Annotated in this window: 21 protein-coding genes; 12 read left to right on the top strand and 9 right to left on the bottom strand. The window is 69.8% G+C overall.

The window, feature by feature from the left end:
• Positions 1–136 precede the first annotated feature (136 nt).
• A complete protein-coding gene (locus ABZ906_RS21895) occupies positions 137–682 on the top strand; it encodes a DinB family protein (protein WP_361385008.1) in 546 nt (181 codons plus the stop codon).
• Here the strand turns inward: ABZ906_RS21895 and ABZ906_RS21890 are convergent.
• The gene (locus ABZ906_RS21890; RefSeq protein WP_361385005.1) at positions 679–1,287 is read right to left on the bottom strand and encodes a VOC family protein; all 609 of its coding nucleotides are present in this window, start codon (positions 1,285–1,287) and stop codon (positions 679–681) included. The genes ABZ906_RS21895 and ABZ906_RS21890 overlap by 4 nt on opposite strands.
• Positions 1,288–1,329: 42 nt before the next feature.
• Between ABZ906_RS21890 and ABZ906_RS21885 the strand changes: the two genes are divergently transcribed.
• The 3 genes from ABZ906_RS21885 (at position 1,330) to ABZ906_RS21875 (ending at position 3,885) form a co-directional block, all read left to right on the top strand.
• Positions 1,330–1,971, top strand: a complete 642-nt coding sequence (locus ABZ906_RS21885; RefSeq protein ID WP_361385002.1) for a PadR family transcriptional regulator — start codon at positions 1,330–1,332, stop codon at positions 1,969–1,971.
• Positions 1,972–2,089: 118 nt separating this feature from the next.
• Positions 2,090–3,052 (top strand): ATP-binding cassette domain-containing protein, encoded by a 963-nt coding sequence (locus ABZ906_RS21880; RefSeq protein ID WP_361191048.1) that lies wholly within the window; start codon positions 2,090–2,092, stop codon positions 3,050–3,052.
• 83 nt (positions 3,053–3,135) lie between these two features.
• Entirely contained in the window at positions 3,136–3,885 is a 750-nt protein-coding gene (locus ABZ906_RS21875; protein ID WP_361191234.1) for an ABC transporter permease, read from the top strand.
• A gap of 24 nt (positions 3,886–3,909) precedes the next feature.
• Here ABZ906_RS21875 and ABZ906_RS21870 read toward each other — a convergent pair whose 3' ends face one another.
• Positions 3,910–5,337, bottom strand: a complete 1,428-nt coding sequence (locus ABZ906_RS21870) for a glutamate decarboxylase (RefSeq protein ID WP_361191050.1) — start codon at positions 5,335–5,337, stop codon at positions 3,910–3,912.
• Positions 5,338–5,478: 141 nt separating this feature from the next.
• On the opposite strand from ABZ906_RS21870, the gene ABZ906_RS21865 reads away from it, so the two are divergent.
• A complete protein-coding gene (locus ABZ906_RS21865) occupies positions 5,479–6,237 on the top strand; it encodes a MerR family transcriptional regulator (protein ID WP_361384999.1) in 759 nt (252 codons plus the stop codon).
• A gap of 243 nt (positions 6,238–6,480) precedes the next feature.
• Positions 6,481–7,173, top strand: a complete 693-nt coding sequence (locus ABZ906_RS21860) for a VTT domain-containing protein (RefSeq protein WP_361191054.1) — start codon at positions 6,481–6,483, stop codon at positions 7,171–7,173.
• Between the two features lie 75 nt (positions 7,174–7,248).
• Here ABZ906_RS21860 and ABZ906_RS21855 read toward each other — a convergent pair whose 3' ends face one another.
• Both ABZ906_RS21855 and ABZ906_RS21850 read right to left on the bottom strand, forming a co-directional pair.
• The gene (locus ABZ906_RS21855; RefSeq protein ID WP_361191056.1) at positions 7,249–8,937 is read right to left on the bottom strand and encodes a threonine/serine exporter family protein; all 1,689 of its coding nucleotides are present in this window, start codon (positions 8,935–8,937) and stop codon (positions 7,249–7,251) included.
• Between the two features lie 133 nt (positions 8,938–9,070).
• Entirely contained in the window at positions 9,071–9,559 is a 489-nt protein-coding gene (locus ABZ906_RS21850; protein WP_135330561.1) for an inorganic diphosphatase, read from the bottom strand.
• Between the two features lie 85 nt (positions 9,560–9,644).
• Between ABZ906_RS21850 and dacB the strand changes: the two genes are divergently transcribed.
• The 6 genes from dacB (at position 9,645) to folE (ending at position 17,795) form a co-directional block, all read left to right on the top strand.
• Positions 9,645–11,267, top strand: a complete 1,623-nt coding sequence (gene dacB / locus ABZ906_RS21845) for a D-alanyl-D-alanine carboxypeptidase/D-alanyl-D-alanine-endopeptidase (protein ID WP_361384996.1) — start codon at positions 9,645–9,647, stop codon at positions 11,265–11,267.
• 480 nt (positions 11,268–11,747) lie between these two features.
• Positions 11,748–12,866, top strand: a complete 1,119-nt coding sequence (locus ABZ906_RS21840; protein WP_361191060.1) for a zinc-dependent metalloprotease — start codon at positions 11,748–11,750, stop codon at positions 12,864–12,866.
• A 236-nt stretch (positions 12,867–13,102) separates the two neighbouring features.
• Positions 13,103–14,227, top strand: coding sequence for a tRNA lysidine(34) synthetase TilS (tilS, locus tag ABZ906_RS21835; protein WP_361384993.1), 1,125 nt, complete (start codon positions 13,103–13,105; stop codon positions 14,225–14,227).
• Between the two features lie 51 nt (positions 14,228–14,278).
• Entirely contained in the window at positions 14,279–14,839 is a 561-nt protein-coding gene (gene hpt, locus ABZ906_RS21830) for a hypoxanthine phosphoribosyltransferase (protein WP_135330538.1), read from the top strand.
• Positions 14,840–15,031: 192 nt separating this feature from the next.
• Positions 15,032–17,056, top strand: coding sequence for an ATP-dependent zinc metalloprotease FtsH (ftsH, locus tag ABZ906_RS21825; protein WP_361191064.1), 2,025 nt, complete (start codon positions 15,032–15,034; stop codon positions 17,054–17,056).
• 133 nt (positions 17,057–17,189) lie between these two features.
• The gene (folE, locus tag ABZ906_RS21820) at positions 17,190–17,795 is read left to right on the top strand and encodes a GTP cyclohydrolase I FolE (RefSeq protein ID WP_361191067.1); all 606 of its coding nucleotides are present in this window, start codon (positions 17,190–17,192) and stop codon (positions 17,793–17,795) included.
• Positions 17,796–17,821: 26 nt separating this feature from the next.
• On the opposite strand, the gene ABZ906_RS21815 is transcribed toward folE, so the two are convergent.
• The 5 genes from ABZ906_RS21815 to folP form a co-directional block, all read right to left on the bottom strand.
• Positions 17,822–18,307 (bottom strand): DUF3180 domain-containing protein, encoded by a 486-nt coding sequence (locus ABZ906_RS21815; RefSeq protein WP_361191069.1) that lies wholly within the window; start codon positions 18,305–18,307, stop codon positions 17,822–17,824.
• A gap of 72 nt (positions 18,308–18,379) precedes the next feature.
• Positions 18,380–18,991 (bottom strand): 2-amino-4-hydroxy-6-hydroxymethyldihydropteridine diphosphokinase, encoded by a 612-nt coding sequence (gene folK / locus ABZ906_RS21810; protein ID WP_361191072.1) that lies wholly within the window; start codon positions 18,989–18,991, stop codon positions 18,380–18,382.
• On the bottom strand, positions 18,988–19,347 hold the full coding sequence (gene folB, locus ABZ906_RS21805) for a dihydroneopterin aldolase (protein ID WP_361191074.1): 360 nt from the start codon (positions 19,345–19,347) through the stop codon (positions 18,988–18,990). Before folB ends, folK begins: the two co-directional genes overlap by 4 nt.
• A 134-nt stretch (positions 19,348–19,481) precedes the next feature.
• On the bottom strand, positions 19,482–20,063 hold the full coding sequence (locus ABZ906_RS21800) for a nuclear transport factor 2 family protein (RefSeq protein WP_361384990.1): 582 nt from the start codon (positions 20,061–20,063) through the stop codon (positions 19,482–19,484).
• Positions 20,060–20,932 carry a dihydropteroate synthase gene (gene folP / locus ABZ906_RS21795; protein WP_361191080.1) on the bottom strand — a complete coding sequence of 291 codons (873 nt, stop codon included), beginning with the start codon at positions 20,930–20,932 and terminating at the stop codon, positions 20,060–20,062. Before folP ends, ABZ906_RS21800 begins: the two co-directional genes overlap by 4 nt.
• Positions 20,933–20,943: the final 11 nt, after the last annotated feature.

Here is a 20,943-nt window from a genome sequence, read left to right as displayed (position 1 = left end):
GATCCCCCCGTGAGCATGCCGCCGCGCACGTCGTGAACTCCCGGACCCTTGCGGACAGAACCTGACCGCAAGGGTCCGTAACGTCAGTGGTGTCGGAAAGCCCGGCAGGCTCCACAGGCTCCCAGAGGCGGACACCATGGTCGTTCACGTCAACGCAGAGACCCCCGGCGACGAGCGCGGCGCCCTGCTCGCCTTCCTCGACGCCGAGCGCGGCGGCATCCGGCGGGCCCTGCTCGGCCTCACCGCCGAGCAGGCGGGCACCACGCCGAGCGCCAGCGAGCTCTCGCTCTCCGGGCTGCTCAAGCATGTCGCGGAGGTCGAGGAGGGCTGGATCTCGCGGGCGCAGGGCGTCGACCCCGCAGTCCGGCGCACCGAGGCGAACTGGGACGAGTGTTTCCGCCTGATCGAGGGCGAATCGGTCGAGTCGGTTCTCGCGTACTGGGGCCGGGTGGCCGACCGCACGGAGCAGTTCATCCGCTCCCTGCCCACCCTCGACGCGACCTTCGCGCTCCCCGACGAGCCGTGGTTCCCCAAGGAGGACGTGTCGATGCGCTGGGTCCTGCTCCGCCTGATCACCGAAATGTCCCGCCACTCGGGCCACGCCGACATCATCCGCGAGTCCCTCGACGGCAAGACGGCGTTCGAACTGGTGGCCCTGGAGCGGGGCGAGAGCTGGGGCTAGAGGGCTTCGGCACCCTCCTCTTCGAGGTGCGCGGCCATCTCCGCCCGCAGGGCGCGCAGCTCCCGCAGTTGTTCGGGGGTGGGGGTGCCGTCGGCCGCGAGGGCGCGGTCGATGATGCGGACGGCCGCCGCGTGGTCCTGCTTGGACTCGCCGAGGAGGGTGGCCTGGTGCAGGGCGCGCGCGTAGCGCTCCCTGGGCACCGGCGCGTGCTCGAAGGAGTCGGCGATGGGCTGCCCGACGCGGACGCAGTTGCCCGCCGGGTCCGTCATCAGGAACTGCCGCACTCCGTAGCTCATGTCCTTCACGGTGCCGATCCGGGGCAGGCCACGGCTCGGTATCCGCCCGAGCGTCTGCTTGAGCCCGGCGCGGAAGGCCTCGTGGAGGGCGTCCACGTCGTCGGTCACCACGTAGCAGGTGCTGTACGAGGCCTGCGGGTCGTAGTCCTTGAGCCGGAAGAACTGAAGCTCCATGTCGCCGCGCCGGATCACGGCGTACTGATTGGGTGCCTTCTGGCGGAACGTCACCTCGAAGCCGATGGCTGTGTAGAAGTCGAGGGTCTCGTCGAGCTCGTGACAGGGGAACAGGGGGATCATTGTCTCGGCCATACCGCTACTCTAATCAAAGTTGATTAGAAGGAGGTGGCTTTGATGTCGGCGATCCGACTCCTTGTCCTCGGCGCCGTCCGGCAGCACGGACGGGCCCACGGCTATCAGGTGCGCAACGACCTGGAGTACTGGGGCGCCCATGAGTGGTCCAACGCCAAGCCCGGCTCGATCTATCACGCGCTGAAGCAGATGGCCAAGCAAGGCCTGCTGCTCGCGCACGAGATCGCTCCGTCGACGGCCGGCGGCCCGCCGCGCACGGAGTACGAGATCACGGAGGCGGGCACCGAGGAGTTCCTGACCATGCTCAGGTCCAACCTCGTCTCGTACGACCAGCGCCCCGACATGCTCACGGCGGCGCTCGGATTCATCGTCGACCTGCCCCGCGACGAGGTGGTCGGGCTGCTGAAGCAGCGGGTGCGGGGAATCGAGGAGTGGCGCAGCTCGGTCACGGAGTACTACACCCCCGAAGAGGGCCCGGAGCAGCTCGGGCACATCGGCGAGATCATGAACTACTGGGTCCACACGGCCGACGGGGGCGTGGAGTGGACGCGCGGTCTGATCAAGCGGATCGAGGACGGCGCGTACACGTTCGCGGGGGAGGGCGAGCCCTTCGTGGGTGTCCTCGCCGAGGGTGAGGAGAACCCGTACGCGACCGGGACGAAGCATGCGGAGGACGACCGCTGAGCGGCGGGACGGTCCCGCTGATCAAGTTTGACTAATTTCTGGTTCGGGGATACCTTCCTTCGCGTCGAGGTCGTAGTCAAGTTTGACTACGGGGTGGCAGGGGCTCGGAGGGAGACGGATGACGGACGCGATCGTCGTCGAAGGAGCACGGAAGCGGTACGGGGAGAAGCGAGCGCTCGACGGCCTTGACCTCACGGTCGGGCGCGGCACGGTGCACGGAGTGCTCGGCCCGAACGGCGCGGGCAAGACCACGGCGGTACGGGTGCTCGCCACCCTGCTGCGGGCGGACGAGGGCCGGGTGGAGGTCGCCGGGTACGACGTGCGGCGGCAACCGGACGAGGTGCGCAGGCGCATCGGCCTGCTCGGCCAGCACGCCGCCCTGGACGAGGAGCTGAGCGGCCGGCAGAACCTGGACATGTTCGGGCGGCTCTACCACCTGGGCGCCCGGCACGCGCGCGTGCGGGCCGGTGAGCTCCTGGAGCGCTTCGGGCTCGGTGACACGGGGCGCAAGGCGGTCAAGCAGTACAGCGGCGGCATGCGGCGCCGCCTGGACCTCGCGGCCTCGCTCATCACGGAGCCCGACGTGCTGTTCCTGGACGAGCCGACCACGGGCCTGGACCCGCGGGGGCGCACGGAGGTCTGGGACGCGGTGCGCTCCCTGGTCGACGGCGGCACGACGGTGCTGCTCACCACGCAGTACCTCGAAGAGGCCGACCAGCTCGCCGACCGCATCTCGGTCATCGACCGGGGCCGGGTCATCGCGGACGGCACGGCGGACGAGCTGAAGTCGAAGACCGGCGGCGACCGCATCGACGTGGTGGTGCGGGACGCGGCCCAGCTGGAGACCGCCGCGCGCCTGCTGCCCGGCGAGGCCGCCCTGGACACCGACCGCCGCCTCGCCAGCGCGCCGGTGGCGGACCGGATGGAGGCGCTCACCGGGGTCGTACAGGCCCTGCGGGAGGCCGGGGTGGACGCGGAGGACATCGCGGTGCGCAGGCCGACCCTGGACGAGGTGTTCCTGCGTCTGACGGGCACCACGGAGGACGCCGGGGCCGGGGAACGCACGAAGGAGACGGTGTGAGTACGACGACGATCACGCGGGCGGGCCGCGCACCGGCGCCGGGCGGCACCCCAGCCAAGTGGGCCGCCGTCGACTCCTGGACCATGACGCGGCGCGAACTGGCGCACTGGGCGCGGCAGCCCGTACAGGTGCTCGTCGGGCTGGTCTTCCCGGTGATGCTGCTGCTGATGTTCAACTACCTCATCGGCGGCGGAAAGGGCATCGCGGGCGACTACGCCGAGTTCCTGGTGCCCGGCATGTTCGCGCTGACCATGGCCTTCGGCCTTGACGCCACGATGGTCGCCGTCACGCAGGACCTCAACAAGGGCGTGATCGACCGCTTCCGGTCCATGCCGATGACCAACGGGGCGGTCCTGGTCGGGCGTTCGGTCGCGGACATGCTCCAGTCGTTCGCCTCGCTGCTCGTCATGATCGGCGTCGGGCTCGCGATCGGCTGGCGCTGGCACGGCTCGTTCGGCGCCGCGCTCGGCGCGGTCGGGCTGCTGCTCCTGCTGCGGTTCGCGATGCTGTGGATCGGCATCCACCTGGCGATGGTCGCGGGCAAGCCGGAGCTGGTCGTGGCCGTGCAGATCCTGGTCTGGCCGGTGGGCTTCCTCTCCAACGCCTTCACCGTCCCGCAGAACATGCCGGGCTGGCTCGGCGCCACCGTCGAGTGGAACCCGATGTCGGCGACGGCCACCGCGGTCCGCGACCTCTTTGGCAACGACCCCGGAGTGACGGGCACTTCATGGGCCGCCGAACACGCCGGCCTCCTCGCCGTGGTCTGGCCCGTGGTGCTCGTCGGGCTGTTCATGCCGCTGGCGGTACGGAGGTTCGGCGCGCTCAGCAAGTAATGACTTCGGTTGGGCCCTAGTTCCCTAGTGGTGGAACCCCGTCGCCGCGTCCTTGTCCCGCGTCAGGGGATGCGGCTGGTGGCGCAGTTCGGGCACCAGGCTGCTCAGGTCCGAGAGGAAGAGCTCCGCGAGGTCGGCCGTGAAGCCGTTGCGGCAGACCACGCGGAGCACCGCCAGGTCCTCGCGGTGGGCCGGGAAGGTGTACGCGGGAACCAGCCAGCCGCGCTCGCGAAGGCGCCGCGACACGTCGAAGACGTCGTACGCCTTCACGTCCTCCAGGGTCGTGAAGGCGAACACCGGCAGCTGATCGCCCCGGGTGAGCAGCCGGAAGTCACCGAGCGCCTCGATGCGTTCCGCGAGCCCCGTGGCGACCGTCCGCGCCGCCTGCTGGACGGCGCGGTAGCCCTCGCGGCCCAGGCGCAGGAACGTGTAGTACTGCGCGACGACCTGCGCTCCGGGGCGGGAGAAGTTCAGCGCGAACGTCGGCATGTCACCGCCGAGGTAGTTCACCCGGAAGACCAGCTCCTCCGGCAGCGCCTCCGTGTCGCGCCACAGGGCCCAGCCGACGCCCGGATAGACCAGGCCGTACTTGTGGCCCGACGTGTTGATCGACGCCACCCGCGGAAGCCGGAAGTCCCACTCCAGGTCCTCGTCCAGGAAGGGCGCCACCATCGCCCCGGACGCCCCGTCGACGTGCACGGGGATGTCGAGCCCGGTGCGCTCCTGAAGGGCGTCGAGGGCCGCGCAGAGCTCCGCCACCGGCTCGTACGACCCGTCGAAGGTGGAGCCGAGCACGGCCACGACCCCGATCGTGTTCTCGTCGCAGAGCTCGGCCGCGGCCTCCGGATCGAGGTGGAAACGGTCGCCGTCCATGGGGACCTGGCGCGCCTCGACCTCCCAGAAGTTGCAGAACTTCTCCCAGCAGACCTGGACGTTGACGCCCATGACGAGGTTCGGCCGTGCGGTGGGGGACGGATAGCGGTCGATGTTCCGCTTCGCCGTGGCCCAGCGGCGCTTGAGCGCCATCCCGGCGAGCATGCATGCCTCGCTCGACCCGGTCGTCGAACAGCCGACGGCGAGCGAGGGGTCCGGCGCGTGCCACAGATCGGCGAGCATGGCCACGCAGCGCCGCTCCAGGTCGGCGGTGTGCGGGTACTCGTCCTTGTCGATCATGTTCTTGTCCCGGCACTCGCCCATCAGGACGCCGGCCTGCGGCTCCATCCACGTCGTGACGAAGGTGGCGAGGTTGAGGCGGGAGTTGCCGTCCAGCATCAGCTCGTCGTGCACGAGCTGGTAGGCGGTCGCGGGCGGCAGCGGATTGTCCGGGAGGCGGTGCTTGGGCGGTGCCTCGGACATCCCGCTGACCGGGTTGGCCTCTCCGTAGAAGGGGTTCACCGAGAGGGTGCGCTTGGCGGGCTGCTCGGGGCCGGGGCCCGGGTGCTGGCGCGGCATGGGCGGTCTCCTCGGGCTGAGGTCTGGTGTCCCTGTTTGTCACCTGCTGGCGAGAATATTGCCGACCGCCGGGGTCTGCACTTGCACCTCACGCGGCGTGAGGAATCAGGCTGAAACTCGTACACAGAGAGGGCGGGAGCCATGAGCTACTCCGTGGGACAGATCGCCGGTTTCGCCGGAGTGACGGTGCGCACGCTGCACCACTACGACGAGATCGGCCTGCTCGTGCCGAGCGGGCGCAGCCACGCGGGTCACCGGCGCTACGGCGACGCCGACCTGGACCGGCTGCAGCAGATCCTGTTCTACCGGGAGCTCGGATTCCCGCTCGACGAGGTGGCGGCCCTCCTGGACGACCCGGACGCGGACCCGCGCGAGCACCTGCGCAGGCAGCACGCGCTCCTGTCGGACCGGATCACCAGGCTCCAGGAGATGGCCGCCGCCATCGAGACAGCCATGGAGGCGAAGAAGATGGGCATCAACCTCACGCCCGAGGAGAAGTTCGAGGTCTTCGGGGACCACGACCCCGAGCAGTACGCGGATGAGGTCGAGCGGCGCTGGGGCCACACCGAGGCCTACAAGGAGTCGCAGCGCAAGGCCGCCTCGTACACCAAGGAGGACTGGCAGCGGATCAACGACGAGCTCGACGCGGTGCACGCGCGCATGGGCGACCTGCTCGCCGCCGGCCTGCCCGCCGACTCCGGGGAGGCGATGGACGTCGCGGAGGAACACCGGCGCTTCATCACGCGCTCCCACTACGCGTGCTCGCACGAGTTGCACACCTGCCTCGGCGAGATGTACGTGGCGGACGAGCGGTTCACGGCCGTCTACGAAGCCATCCGGCCGGGGCTCGCCGTCTACATGCGGGACGCGATCCTGGCGAACGCGGTACGGAACAGCTGATCGGGGGCCACGTCCGTCGGTCCGGTCGGGCGATCACGGCGCCCCCGGACCGCACCGATAACCTGTAGTACGCCAACTCCCGGCCGCCCCGGCTCCTCGATGCCTCCGGCACACAGCTTTGTCTCAGGTCACGCACAGTGCACCCTGGGAAGAACACTGGAACCTGGGCGCGTCACCTCGCGTTGATAGCTTTGGGCGGCCGTCCCCGCCGCATCGCCCTCTCACCCTCAGGAGCCCGGAACCGTGACGACGCTTGCGCTCGGACCAAGCTGGCTGGACCCGGATTACCTCCTGAACACGTTCGGGGTCTGGGGTCTGCTCGCGATCGTCTTCGCCGAGTCGGGCCTGCTCATCGGCTTCTTCCTGCCGGGTGACTCGCTGCTGTTCACGACGGGCCTGCTGATTACGACGAACCAGCTGGACTTCCCGCTCTGGCTCTGCATCGTGCTCATCTGCATCGCCGCGATCCTCGGCGACCAGGCGGGCTATCTCTTCGGCAAGAAGGTCGGCCCCGCGCTCTTCAACCGCCCGGACTCCAAGCTGTTCAAGCAGGAGAACGTGGTCAAGGCGCACGAGTTCTTCGAGAAGTACGGCCCCAAGTCCCTGGTCCTGGCCCGCTTCGTGCCGATCGTGCGGACGTTCACGCCGATCATCGCTGGCGTCAGCGGCATGCGGTACCGCTCGTTCATCACGTTCAACATCATCGGCGGCATCCTCTGGGGCGCCGGTGTGACGATGCTCGGCGCGTGGCTCGGCAAGATCGACTTCGTGCACAAGAACATCGAGGCGATCCTCATCCTGATCGTCCTGATCTCGGTGGTCCCGATCGTGATCGAGTTCCTGCGGGCCCGCAGCAAGTCCAAGAAGGCGGCAGCCGCCGAGGGCGAGACCCCCGGAGCGGCCCCGTCGTCGCGCGGCCGGCACGCCAAGCGATAGGGAAATCAGCCGTCCGGCGTTTGAGGACTGGGGGTCCGGGGGCGAAGCCCCCGAAGGGGCCGACCGGGCCTCCGGTCAGAATCCTCGCGTCCGCTTCGCCGCACGGCGGTTCGCCGCAGAAGTGGCGCCCGGCACCTTCAGGATCAGGCGGGAGACCTCGCTGCCGAGGTTCACGCCGATCGCGATGGCCAGCGCCGTCGCCGCCGCCTTGGTGAGCGAGTTGAGGCCCGTGGTCATGTCGTTCTGGGCCAGGGCGAGCAGTCCGAAGTACGTCGCGCTACCGGGCAGCAGCGGGCCGATGGCCGCCGTGACGTACGGCAGCGAAGAGGCGAAGCGGTAGCGCGAGAACAGCTGCCCGAAGAGGCCGACGAGCCCGGCCGCGATGGCCGTCGCCGCGACCGGCGAGAGCTCGATGGACGTCTGCGCGAGTGCTCCGTACATGACCCAGGCGATACCGCCGTTCAGGGTCACGATCAGCACGGTGTGACGTTCCTGCTGGAGCAGTATCGCGAAGGCGAGGCTCAGCGCCATTGACGCCAGGATCTGGATCACCGGGCGCGAGTCGACCGCCACGAACGTCGTCTCCGGCTGCAGGCTCGTCGCGTCCAGCATCACGCCGAGCGACAGGACGAGCAGCACGCCGCAGACGATGCCCACGACGAGATAGCAGACCTCCAGGAGGCGGGCCGCCGCCGTGATGTAGTAGCCGGTCAGGCCGTCCTGGACACCGGCGACCAGGGCTCTTCCCGGGATCAGGGCGAAGAGCCCACCCGTGATCACCGCGGAGGCGTTGACCTCCTGGGAGTGCACGAGGCTGAGCGTCACGCCCATCACCGCGGGCGGCATCGCGGCGCCCACGAACTGGTAGAACTCCGGCAGCCCGCGGCCCGCGCACAGCCAGGCGAGACGGTCGCCGAGCATGGCGCCGAACGCCGCGACCAGGAAGACCAGGGCGCCACCGCCGACGAGCACGGACGCCGAGCCCGCGAGAAGACCGCCGGCGGCCGTGAGGGCCCAGCCGGGGTAGGGGTGGCGGTTACGGCGGATGCCCGCGAGCGTGCGGTAGGCCTCCTCCAGGGAGACCTCGACGTCCGTGTCGCTGATGTCGTCCACCAGTTGGAAGACGGCCGCCAGACGGGTGTAGTCGGTGCCCCGGCGCCGCACCGTCCTCGATGCCGTGACCGGGTCGTCCACCAGGGACGGCTGGTACGAGATCGAGAGCAGAGTGAACGTCACGGTCGGCTCGCAGCGGTCCAGGCCGTAGCTGCGGCAGACGGCGAACATCGCCGCCTCCACGTCCTCGGCGCCCTCGCCGCCCGCGAGCAGCAGTTCGCCGATACGCAGCGTCAGGTCGAGCACGCGCGGCACGGCGGGCCCGGTCTCGTCCTCGTGCCGCTGCGTGGCCTCCGGAGTGGGCCGCTCGGCCACGGGCATGCGCAGCATCGTGCGCATCTGGTCCTGCCAGGGCGTCTCCTTGGTGAGCTTCACCAGAGGTATGCCCTGCGGGGGAGTGAAGGCGGCCGGCGCGTTGCGGGCGCTGTATGTGTTCGGCGTCGTGAACGCCGACTTCTCGGTCTCCTGGGTGGTCGAGGAGTTCGGCAGCGACGCGAGGCTCCCCAGACCGGTGGGGATCGCGAACTCCGACGTCGTCTGCGACTCGTCCTCGGGTGCCGGTGGCTGCGGCAGCACGCCGGTGGGCTGAGTGAACGCACTCCGTGCCTCGTCCGACTGCGGTTTGCGGTCTTCGGCCTCCTGGTCAGCCACTTTCACTGCCTCGCTCCCACATACATACGTACCTTGTGCACCTCCAGTACGAACAGTATGCGCACAGATACGCGAACGGGCCGCGCGGTCTACGTGAAGATCGCGCGGCCCGTCAGAGTCGGAAGCGGGGCACTCAGTGGCCCTGCGCCTCCGCACGCTTGTACGACTTCTCGATCTCGGCCTCGGCGTCCGCGCGGCCGACCCAGTCGGCGCCCTCGACGGACTTGCCGGGCTCCAGGTCCTTGTAGACCTCGAAGAAGTGCTGGATCTCCAGGCGGTCGAACTCGGAGACGTGGTGGATGTCGCGCAGGTGCTCCACGCGGGGGTCCGAGGCCGGGACGCAGAGCAGCTTGTCGTCGCCGCCCGCCTCGTCGGTCATCCGGAACATGCCGATCGCGCGGCACTTGATGAGGCAGCCCGGGAAGGTCGGCTCGTCCAGGATGACGAGGGCGTCCAGCGGGTCACCGTCCTCGCCGAGGGTGTTCTCGACGAAGCCGTAGTCCGCGGGGTAGCTGGTCGACGTGAAGAGGCGACGGTCCAAGCGGATCCGGCCGGTCTCGTGGTCCACCTCGTACTTGTTCCGCGAACCCTTCGGAATCTCGATGGTGACGTCGAACTCCACGGGTGGCTCCTCCATGATCAGCACATACTTCGGGTGGTTAAGTGTCCCTCACGCAGATGTGTGATCGCGAAAGGGGCTGGTCGTCGTGCCTGAGCTCAAGCCTTGGCAGCAGACCCGGCAGCACGTCGGGAAACTGCTGCGGCAGCTTCCCGAGCTCTCGGCTCCCAAGATCCCTGCCGCTCTCAAGAATCCTGCGAAACTCAAGACCTGGCAGCTCACGGCGGGTGCCGCCACCGTCGGAATCGCGATCGCGGCCGGTGCGGTGGCCGCGGCCGGCCCCTGGGACTCCTCCGGTCAGCGTACGGCCGAGCGGGACTGGGCGGCTTCCCGGGAGGCCGGGGGTGGCACAGATCACGGCGGCGGTGCGTCCGGCGGGGAGCCCGAGGCCGCCCCGAGCGCCCCTTCCGTGCTCAGGGGGCTCGGCGTGCCCGCGGGGTCCTCGCACGGCGGCTCCGCGCCCGCTCCGGACACCAAGGCGCTCGCGGCCGTCCTCGATCCCCTCCTGAAGGACAAGGCCCTCGGGCCCGAGCGCTCGGCGGTCGTCATCGACGCGGGCAGCGGGCGCCGGGTCTACGGCAAGGGCGGCGGGGATGCCCTGACGCCCGCGTCCACCACCAAGATCGCCACCGCGGTCGCGGCGCTCACCTCGGCGGGGGCCGACCACCGCATCGCCACGAAGACGGTCATCGAGCCGGATTCGAACGACGTCGTCCTGGTGGGAGGCGGCGATCCCACGCTCACCGCCCGCAAGGACGGTCCCTACGCGAAGAGCGCCGCGAGCCTGCGCGACCTGGCCAAGGACACCGCGCGCGCCCTGAAGGACCGCGGCGCGGACAAGGTGTCCCTCTCGTACGACACCTCGCTGTACTCGGGAGAGCAGCAGCACCCCATCGGCCCGAACGAGAACCTCACGCTGGTCAGCGCCCTGATGGCCGACGAGGGCCGCCTCGACGACTCCTCCAGCGGCCCCGCGCCGCGCTCGGCCGAACCGGCGGCGGACGCGGCGAAGAAGTTCGCGGGCTTCCTGGAGGACGAGGGGATCGGCATCGAGGCGAAGGGGAAAGAGGGGGAGAAGGGGAAGAAGGGCAAGGGCGACAAGAAGGACGCGGACGCGGAGCCGGGGCCGTCCGCGGCGACCGACCGCGCCGAGTCCCTCGCCAAGGTGGAGTCGCCGCCGCTGTCCGCCCTCGTCGAGCGGATGCTGACGCACAGCGACAACGACATCGCCGAGGCGCTGGCCCGCCATACGGCGCTCGCCTCCAAGGAGCCGGTGAGCTTCGACGGCGCGGGGCGGGCGATCGACGCCCAGCTCAAGAAGGCGCAGGTGCCGCTCGACGGTACGAAGTTCGCCGACGGGAGCGGCCTTGACCGGGCCGACCGCAGCTCCGCCGAGCTGCTCGCCGCGCTCCTCGCTCGCGCCGCCGACCCGGCCCGCCCCGAACTGCGCTCGGTGGTGACGGGCCTGCCCGTGGCGGGCTTCACCGGAACCCTGGTCGACCGCTACCCCAAGGACTCGCCGGGCACCGGCGTCGTACGCGCCAAGACCGGCACCCTGACCGGTGTGAACACCCTCGCGGGCACGGTCGTCGACACGGACGGCCGACTCCTGGTCTTCGCCTTCATGACCACGGGCACGACCGACCCCAAGGCGGCCCAGTCGGCCCTGGACAAAATGGCCTCAGCGGTAGCGAAGTGCGGCTGCCGCTGACGCCGGGGGGTTCCCCTGCTCTCGGCTGCTCCCCACGCGGGCGCCCGCACTGACCGTCACCGCGTCCGCAGGCGCCTCATGGGCCCCATTGGTCCCGCTGACCGACTACAGACCCGGAGTGGTGCCATCTCGGAGGCCGGCCCCGCCCGTGAGCGGTGCCGGCCACGTGCGGTTGGAGCCCCTACGGGCCCGGAGCGGGTCAAGCCGGGGCCTGCTCCCTTTGGGGGTGGGGTCGGCCGCGGGTGGTCGGGGTGTGGGGAGCATCGGTGGTGCGGAGATGGTCGACTGACTGCGTTTTTCGGGGGACGACCCCCGAGCCCCCGGCCGGTGGGGCGCGGTTTTGCCCGGGGTGTCGGGCCGGTGGGGTGGCGGCTGTCTCAGGGAGCAATCGCTTCCCGCTGAGCCCCTACGGGCCCGGAGTAGGGCAATCTCGGGGGTCAACCCCCTCCGTAGGTGGGGTCGACCACGTACCGTTGACGCATGACGAGCATCGGTGGTGCGGAGATGGTCGACTGGAATCTCGCGGTGGCGACCGCGACCCGGCTCGTCCGGCCGGGTCCAGAAGTGAGCCGGGACGAGGCAAGGGCCATCGTCGCCGAGCTCCGGAAGCATGCGAAGTCCTCGGAGGAGCACGTCCGTTCCTTCACCCGGATGGGCACGGACGACATTCACGACACCCCGGTGCTCGTCGTCGACCGGGCCGGGTGGATCAAGGCGAACGTCGCCGGTTTCCGGGAGATCCTCAAGCCCCTCCTGGACAAGATGCAGGACCGCCGCAGCGGCCCCGGCGGCGCCATGCTCGGCGCGGTCGGCGGCAAGGTGACCGGCGTCGAGCTGGGCATGCTGCTCTCCTTCCTCGCCTCGCGCGTCCTCGGGCAGTACGAGACCTTCGCCCCGGCCACCCGCGACCTCCCGGCAGGGGAGGGCGGCGGCGGCAGGCTCCTGCTCGTGGCCCCGAACATCGTGCACGTCGAGCGCGAACTCGACGTGGACCCCCATGACTTCAGGCTCTGGGTCTGCCTGCACGAGGAGACGCACCGCACCCAGTTCTCGGCCGTGCCCTGGCTGCGCGACCACCTCGAAGGCGAGATCCAGGCGTTCCTCTCGGAGACCGAGGTCGACCCGATGACGGTCCTGGAGCGCATCAGGGAGACGGCCCAGTCGCTGGCCGGCGGCCGCCCCGAGGCCGAGGAGGACGACGGAGGCCGCTCCCTCGTGGAGCTGGTGCAGACCCCCGCCCAGCGAGAGATCCTGGCCCGCCTCACGGCCGTCATGTCGCTGCTCGAAGGCCACGCGGACTTCGTGATGGACGGAGTGGGCCCTGACGTGGTGCCCTCCGTCGGCGAGATCCGGGAGAAGTTCCAGCAGCGCAGGGCGCGTGGCGCGAGCCGCCTGGACCAGGCACTGCGCAAGCTGCTCGGCCTGGACGCGAAATTGCGCCAATACCGCGACGGCGAGCGCTTCGTGCGCGCCGTCGTCGGCGAGGTCGGAATGGACGGATTCAACCGCGTATGGACGTCGCCGAACACACTGCCCACCAAGTCGGAGATCGCCAAACCGGCGGACTGGGTCGCGCGGGTGCACCGTAAGGGGGAGTGAGCGCAGTAAAGGAGCGAGTTGCGGCCGATGGCAGGAGAACGCCTCCGCTATCACCCGTCCGAGGGACCGTGAGCCATGGGTGAGCGTGCAATGCTCGGGGAACGGCTCGGCTCTGTCACCATCGACACACTCTGAGTGACTAACCTCGTGGGATCTGTCTGAGGCCCGATCTCCCGAGAGTGGTCCTGAGTGACAGGTCCGAGGCTCACCCCCGAACTTCATGAAGGGAACCGGACATGGGTCCCCATCCTGCGGTCGCGGCGATACGCCTGGCGGTCCGCCGCGTACTCCACGACGTACTGACCGACGTACAGCGCACCGAAGCCCCGAGCGCCGATCCACAGCGCTCCGAAGCCCTGCGCCCCGAAGCACAGCGCATCCCCGAGCACGTCCCCCCGAGCCCTGCTCACCCCCACCCTCCACGCGAGCCGGCCGCGTCGCCACTCGTGCTCGTCGCGTGCTCCGGCGGCGCCGACTCCATGGCGCTCGCCTCCGCCCTCGCCTTCGAGGCCCCCAAACTCGGCATCCGCGCCGGCGGCGTCACCGTCGACCACGGACTGCAGGACGGTTCCGATCTGCGCGCCGCCGAGGTCGTCTCGCGGCTCACGGCTCTCGGGCTCGACCCGATCGAGTCCGTCGCCGTCGACGTCGGGCGGGACGGCGGCCCCGAAGCCGCGGCCCGCGACGCGAGATACGGCGCGCTCGACGCCGCGGCCGACCGCCACGGCGCCTCCGCGATCCTGCTCGGCCACACCCGCGACGACCAGGCGGAGACCGTCCTGCTCGGTCTCGCCCGCGGCTCCGGCATCCGCTCCCTGTCCGGGATGGCCGCCGTCTCCGGCGGACCGGGCGCCGACCGGCGCTACCGCCGCCCCTTCCTGCACATCGACCGGCAGACGGCCCGCAAGGCCTGCATGGTCCAGTCGCTGCCCGTCTGGGACGACCCGCACAACACCGACCCCGCCTACACGCGCTCCCGGCTGCGGCACGAAGGACTGCCCGCCCTGGAGAAGGCGCTCGGCAAGGGCGTCGTGGAAGCACTCGCCCGTACGGCCCAGTTGTCCCGGGATGACGCCGACGCCCTGGACCACTGGGCCGCGCAGGCGGAGGCCTCCGTGCGCGACGCCGCCGGACTCCTCGAGTGCGCCAAGCTCTACGCCCTGCCGCCCGCCGTGCGCCGCCGGATCGTGCGCCGTGCCGCCATCGACGCGGGCGCCCCGGCCGGCGCGCTCTTCGCCCGGCATCTCGAAGAGGTCGACCGCCTGATCACGGGCTGGCGCGGCCAGGGAGCCATCAATCTCCCGGGCAAAGTCGTCGCCCAGCGCCAGGGTGGCAGACTGGTGATCCGGCAAGGCTGTTGACCGAGGGGCCCCCGGGCTCTGCACAGCCGGTGTGACGGACGACCGAAAGTGATGCGGGTGGACGCGAAAGACATGGGCACCGATCTTCAGTCGGTGCTCATCACCAAGGAAGAGATCGACGCGAAGCTGGCTGAGCTGGCGGCGAAGATCGACGCGGAGTACGCGGGCAAGGACCTGCTGATCGTCGGCGTGCTCAAGGGCGCGGTGATGGTCATGGCGGACCTGGCGCGTGCGCTGTCCACCCCGCTCACCATGGACTGGATGGCCGTGTCGTCGTACGGCGCGGGCACCCAGTCCTCCGGGGTCGTGCGGATCCTGAAGGACCTGGACACCGACATCAAGGGCAAGCACGTCCTGATCGTCGAGGACATCATCGACTCCGGTCTGACGCTGTCCTGGCTGCTCTCCAACCTCGGCTCGCGCGAGCCCGCGTCGCTGAAGGTGTGCACGCTGCTCCGCAAGCCCGAGGCGGCCAAGGTCGCGATCGACGTGGAGTGGGTCGGCTTCGACATCCCGAACGAGTTCGTCATCGGGTACGGCCTGGACTACGCGGAGAAGTACCGCAACCTGCCGTTCGTCGGCACCCTCGCTCCGCACGTCTACGGCGGCTGATCACCCGGCCCCCGGCCAACTCCTCGGAGGCGGCCGGGAACCCTCACCCGTTTCCCTGCGTTGGAGCATGCGAAGACGGGTTTGTCAGCCGTCCCGTGCGACTTCGGGTGACAATGCTGGGGTACCGTCCGAAGAACAGTCTTTATCAAACTCACTATGGCAGGAGGGACGGGGCGTCATCGCTCCGTATGGATGGACGTGAAGCGATACTTCCGTGGGCCAGTCATGTGGATCGTGCTGGCCGTCCTTGCCGTGGTCGTGTTGATGCAGGTCGTCGGTTCGTCCGGTGGCTACAAGACGGTGGACACCGGCCAGGTTGTGCAGGCGATCAACGACGACAAGGTCGAGTCCGCCAAGCTCACCACCGGTGATGAGTCGACCATCAAGGTCGAGCTCAAGGACGGCCAGAAGGTCAAGGACAGCAGCAAGATCCAGGCGAGCTACATCGGCAACCAAGGTGTCGACATCGCCAAGACCTTGCAGACCAAGTACCAGGACAAGAAGATCCCGGACGGTTATACCGTCTCGCCGTCGAAGCAGAACCCGTTCGTCGGCATCCTGCTTTCCCTGCTCCCCTTCGTACTGATCGTCGTCGTCTTCCTGTTCCTGATGAATCAGATGCAGGGCGGCGGCTCCCGGGTCATGCAGTTCGGGAAGTCCAAGGCCAAGCTCATCACCAAGGACACTCCGAAGACGACGTTCTCGGATGTGGCCGGTTCGGACGAGGCCGTCGAGGAACTCCACGAGATCAAGGAGTTCCTCCAGGAGCCGGCGAAGTTCCAGGCCGTCGGAGCCAAGATCCCCAAGGGCGTGCTCCTCTACGGGCCTCCCGGTACGGGCAAGACGCTGCTCGCGCGCGCCGTCGCGGGCGAGGCAGGCGTCCCCTTCTACTCGATCTCCGGTTCCGACTTCGTCGAGATGTTCGTCGGTGTCGGTGCCTCGCGTGTGCGTGACCTCTTCGAGCAGGCCAAGGCGAACGCCCCGGCGATCGTCTTCGTCGACGAGATCGACGCCGTCGGCCGCCACCGCGGCGCCGGCATGGGCGGCGGTCACGACGAGCGCGAGCAGACGCTGAACCAGCTGCTCGTCGAGATGGACGGCTTCGACGTGAAGGGCGGCGTCATTCTGATCGCCGCCACGAACCGCCCCGACATCCTCGACCCGGCACTCCTTCGTCCCGGCCGTTTCGACCGCCAGATCGCGGTGGACCGTCCGGACATGCAGGGCCGTCTGGAGATCCTCAAGGTTCACCAGAAGGGCAAGCCGGTCGCCCCGGACGTCGACCTCGGCGCAGTGGCGCGGCGTACGCCGGGCTTCACGGGCGCCGACCTGTCGAACGTGCTGAACGAAGCGGCGCTCCTCACGGCGCGCGGCGACCGGAAGCTGATCGACAACCACTCGCTCGACGAGGCGATCGACCGTGTCGTGGCCGGTCCGCAGAAGCGGACGCGGATCATGTCCGACAAGGAGAAGAAGATCACCGCGTATCACGAGGGCGGTCACGCCCTGGTCGCGGCGGCGTCTCCGAACTCGGACCCGGTGCACAAGATCACGATCCTCTCCAGAGGCCGTGCTCTCGGTTACACGATGGTCCTGCCGGACGAGGACAAGTACTCGACCACGCGCAACGAAATGCTCGACCAGCTCGCGTACATGCTGGGCGGGCGCGCGGCCGAGGAGCTCGTCTTCCACGACCCGACGACGGGCGCGGCGAACGACATCGAGAAGGCCACCGCCACCGCACGTGCCATGGTCACGCAGTACGGCATGACCGAGCGGCTCGGCGCGATCAAGTTCGGCGGTGACAACACCGAGCCGTTCCTCGGCCGCGAGATGGGCCACCCGCGCGACTACTCCGAAGAAGTCGCCGCGCTGGTCGACGAAGAGGTCAAGAAGCTCATCGAGACCGCGCACAACGAGGCCTGGGAGATCCTCGTCGAGAACCGCGACGTTCTCGACAACCTGGTCCTCCAGCTCCTCGAGAAGGAGACGCTCAACAAGGAGCAGATCGCCGAGGTCTTCGCAGGCATCGTGAAGCGTCCGGCCCGCCCGGCGTGGACCGGTTCCTCGCGGCGCACGCCCTCGACCCGCCCGCCGGTGCTCTCCCCCCGGGAGCTGTCGCTGACGAACGGTGCGAACGGCGCCACACCCGCGGTGACCGCGGGTCCGACGGAGACCCCCGTCGACGTGACGAAGGAAGATCGCCCCGAGAGCTGATTCCCGGAGCTGATCCCCGGCGTCCCAGCAGGCCCGGAATGGAAGCTGCGCCCCCCTGGTTCTAGCCTGGGGGGCGCAGTTTTTTCGTACGCACAGACGCGCTGATGCGTGGAACGCTAGGAACGAGGCACACATGACCGATCCCGTGACGCTGGACGGCGAGGGCACGATCGGCGTGTTCGACGAGAAGCGGGCCGAGAACGCCGTGCGCGAGCTGTTGATCGCGGTCGGCGAGGACCCGGACCGTGAGGGCCTGCGGGAGACCCCCGGGCGCGTGGCTCGCGCGTACAAGGAGATATTCGGCGGACTGTGGCTCAAGCCCGAGGACGTTCTGACGACGACGTTCGACCTCGGTCACGACGAGATGGTCCTGGTGAAGGACATCGAGGTGCAGAGCTCCTGCGAGCACCACCTGGTGCCGTTCCACGGCGTCGCGCACGTCGGTTACATCCCGTCGTCCGACGGGAAGATCACCGGCCTGTCCAAGCTCGCCCGCCTCGTGGACGTGTACGCGCGCCGTCCGCAGGTCCAGGAGCGGCTGACCACGCAGATCGCGGACTCCCTGATGGAGATTCTGGAGCCGCGCGGCGTCATCGTGGTCGTGGAGTGCGAGCACATGTGCATGACCATGCGCGGGGTGCGCAAGCCCGGCGCCAAGACGATCACGTCGGCGGTCCGGGGCCAGCTCCGTGACCCCGCGACGCGCAATGAGGCGATGAGCCTGATCATGGCCCGATAGGCGCGCCCCTTCGGGGGCGCTTGCCTTCAGGCGGCTGTAGCCGTCCCGCCGTGCTCGTCCTCGTCCTCCGGGAGCCTGCAGACCCGCTCCAGGAAGAACGCGGCCGCTATCACCGCGATGCCCGCAAGGACCGAGAGGCCGGCGTAGATCGCCTGGTCGCGGCGGGACGGGACGTCCAGATACTCCAGGAGGAAGGCGCCCGTGCCGCCGTACATCCCGGCGACGAGGGCGGCGACCAGGGCGCTCGCCTGACCGAAGACGACGGCACGCGCGGCCATCATCGGCTCGACGCCCTTGGCTCCGGGACGCCGCTCACGCTGGGCGCGCAGCCGGGCGCGCAGCGAGAGCGCCGTGGCGAGGAGCACCGCCGCGATCACCGCGAGCACGATGGGCGCGGCCAGCGGGACCCGGGGCAGCGTGCCCACGGAGTCCCACAGCCGGGCGCCCGCCCAGGACAGCACCCCGGCCACCACGAAGACGCCGGCCAGTGTCCTGATGCGCAGCTGCTCCACGGATGACCCTTCGTCGCCTTCTTCGTCTAACGGACCCGCTTCTCGTCGTGCGGGTCCGTTAGACCCTAACGACTATTCGGGCAGCCGGAGTTCCAGGTCGACACGGGGGGCGACGCCGTCCCGGGTGACCTTGGCAAGCAGGTCGGCGACCGCGCCGCGTCCCGCGAGCTGCGCCTCGGGCTCCACGTCGTGCCAGGGGGCGAGGACGAAGGCGCGCTCGTGCGCACGCGGGTGGGGGAGCGTGAGGACCGGGTCGTCCGAGACGACGTCCGCGTACGCCACGATGTCGACGTCGATCGTGCGGGCGGCCCAGCGCTCGTCCCGGACGCGGTGGAAGGCCTCCTCGATGGCGTGCGCCCGCTCCAGGAGCGAGGAGGGCGGCAGGGTCGTCTTCACCACGACGACCGCGTTGAAGTACGACGGCTGGCTGTCCGGCTCGACGCCCCAGGGCTCCGTCTCGTACACGGGAGAGACGGCCTTGACGCGCAGGCCGGGGGTGTCCTCCAGGGCGTCTACGGCCCCCTGCAGCGTCTCCAGGCGGTTGCCGAGATTGCTGCCGAGGGAGATCACGGCGCGTTTCGGGTTGGAGAGCGTGGTGTCGGCTGCGTCGACCTGCTGCACCACGGCGGTGGGCACCGGCTGGACGGTCGGGTCGCTCTGCCCTTGCGTGGAAAACGCGGTCATACTCGGCTCCGGGTGATGGTGACGGTCACGTCGTCGAAGGGCACGGTGATCGGGGCGTCCGGTTTGTGGACGCACACCTCGACCTCCAGGACTCCGTCGTGCTTGAGACACGTCTGGGCGATGCGCTCGGCAAGCGTCTCGATGAGGTCGACGGGATCGCCCTCGACGGCGGCCACGACCTCCTCGGCCACGATGCCGTAGTGCACGGTCTTCGCCAGGTCGTCGTCGGCGGCGGCCGCACGGGTGTCCAGGCCAATTACCAGGTCCACGATGAAGGTCTGGCCCTCTTCGCGTTCCCGCGGAAAGACACCGTGGTGCCCACGGGCCTTGAGGCCGCGCAGCGCGACACGATCCACGCGAATCACTCCTGCAATCGTCGGTATCGGCAGGCCTGTACCGAGTGCGGTCGGCACACCAGCCTCGACCGAATCTACCTGCGCGCACTGACAGTCCTTGCCCGCGGGGGCTGCCCGCAACCGCCCCTGCCCACTCAGGAGGGTGACTCCTCGCTCTCTTCGTCGTCGGATTCGGCGAGTACGGGTGAGGCGTGGTGCGACCAGAGCTTCCATCCGTCCACTGTGCGCCGGAACACATTCGTGGCGACCACGAGCTGGCCGACGAGCGGGCCCAGTTCACCGCCGCCCTCGGGGGGCGGGCCGCCGCTGAGGATGTTCTCCGTGCAGGTCACCAGGGCGGTGTCGCCGGCCACACCGACGTGCACGTCGGTCAGGAAGAACTGGATGTACTCGGTGTTCGCCATGATCAGCGCATACGACCTGAGGACCTCGCCGCGGCCCGTGAGGACCGGCCAGCCGGGGTGCACGCAGGAGATCGCGGCTCCGTCGCCGTCCGGCGAGGCATCTGAGGCGTCCTCGGCGTCCTCGGCGGCCTCAGCGTCCTCGGCGGCCTCGCCGTCCCTGCCGTCGGGGTCTTCGCCGCCGTCCGGTTCCAGGGCCGCTTCCCCGTCCATCCAGAGGTCGGAGAGCTCGTCGAAGTCGCCGCGCTCCAGTGCTTCGTAGAAGGCGGTATTGGCCGCCTCGACCTGCTGCGCGTCGGTCCTGGCCCCGGTCACCGAGGACCGCCCGCCGCGCTCGTCACGGCGTGCGCGACACGGACGGCGTCGGCGGTGGCCCGCACCTCGTGCACACGGACCGCCCAGGCGCCCTGGTGGGCGGCGATGGCGGAGACGGCGGCGGTGGCCGCGTCACGCTCGCGGGCGGGCGGCGGCGCGCCCTCGGGGCCCGCGAGGACGCGGCCGAGGAAGCGCTTGCGGGAGGCGGCGACCAGGATCGGGTGGCCGAGCTCGCGGAGGCGGTCGAGGCCGCCGAGGAGCGCCAGGTCGTGCTCGACGTCCTTGGAGAAGCCGAGGCCCGGGTCGATGACGATGCGCTCGGGGGCGATGCCGCCCTCGATGGCGGCCGCCACGCGCGCGTGGAGCTCGTCGACGACCTCGGAGACCACGTCCTCGTAGACAGGCTTGGCGTGGATGTCGGTGAGGAAACCGCGCCAGTGCATCACCACGAAGGGCGCCCCGGCGGCGGCGACCGCGGGGACCATGCGCGCGTCGGCGAGGCCGCCGCTGACGTCGTTCACCAGGACGGCGCCCGCGGCGAGCGCCTGCTCGGCGACGGTGGCGCGCATCGTGTCCACGGAGACCGTCACGCCCTCGGACGCGAGCCCGCGCACCACGGGGACCACGCGCCGCAGCTCCTCGTCCTCGTCGACGCGCGAGGCGCCGGGACGGGTCGACTCACCCCCCACGTCGACCAGGTCGGCACCCTGTGCGACCAGGTCGATTCCATGCTTGACGGCGGCCGTGGTGTCGAACCAGCGGCCCCCGTCGGAGAAAGAGTCCGGGGTCACGTTCACGACCCCCATGACCGCGCAGCGGCCCCACTCCGGCAGTCCCTCGACCGTTCCCCGCCCGCGCAACGTACTCATGCCTCCAGCCT

The sequence above is a fragment of the Streptomyces sp. NPDC046925 genome, from assembly GCF_040644915.1.
GTDB lineage: Bacteria > Actinomycetota > Actinomycetes > Streptomycetales > Streptomycetaceae > Streptomyces.
This window is presented reverse-complemented; position numbering and strand designations above follow the sequence as displayed.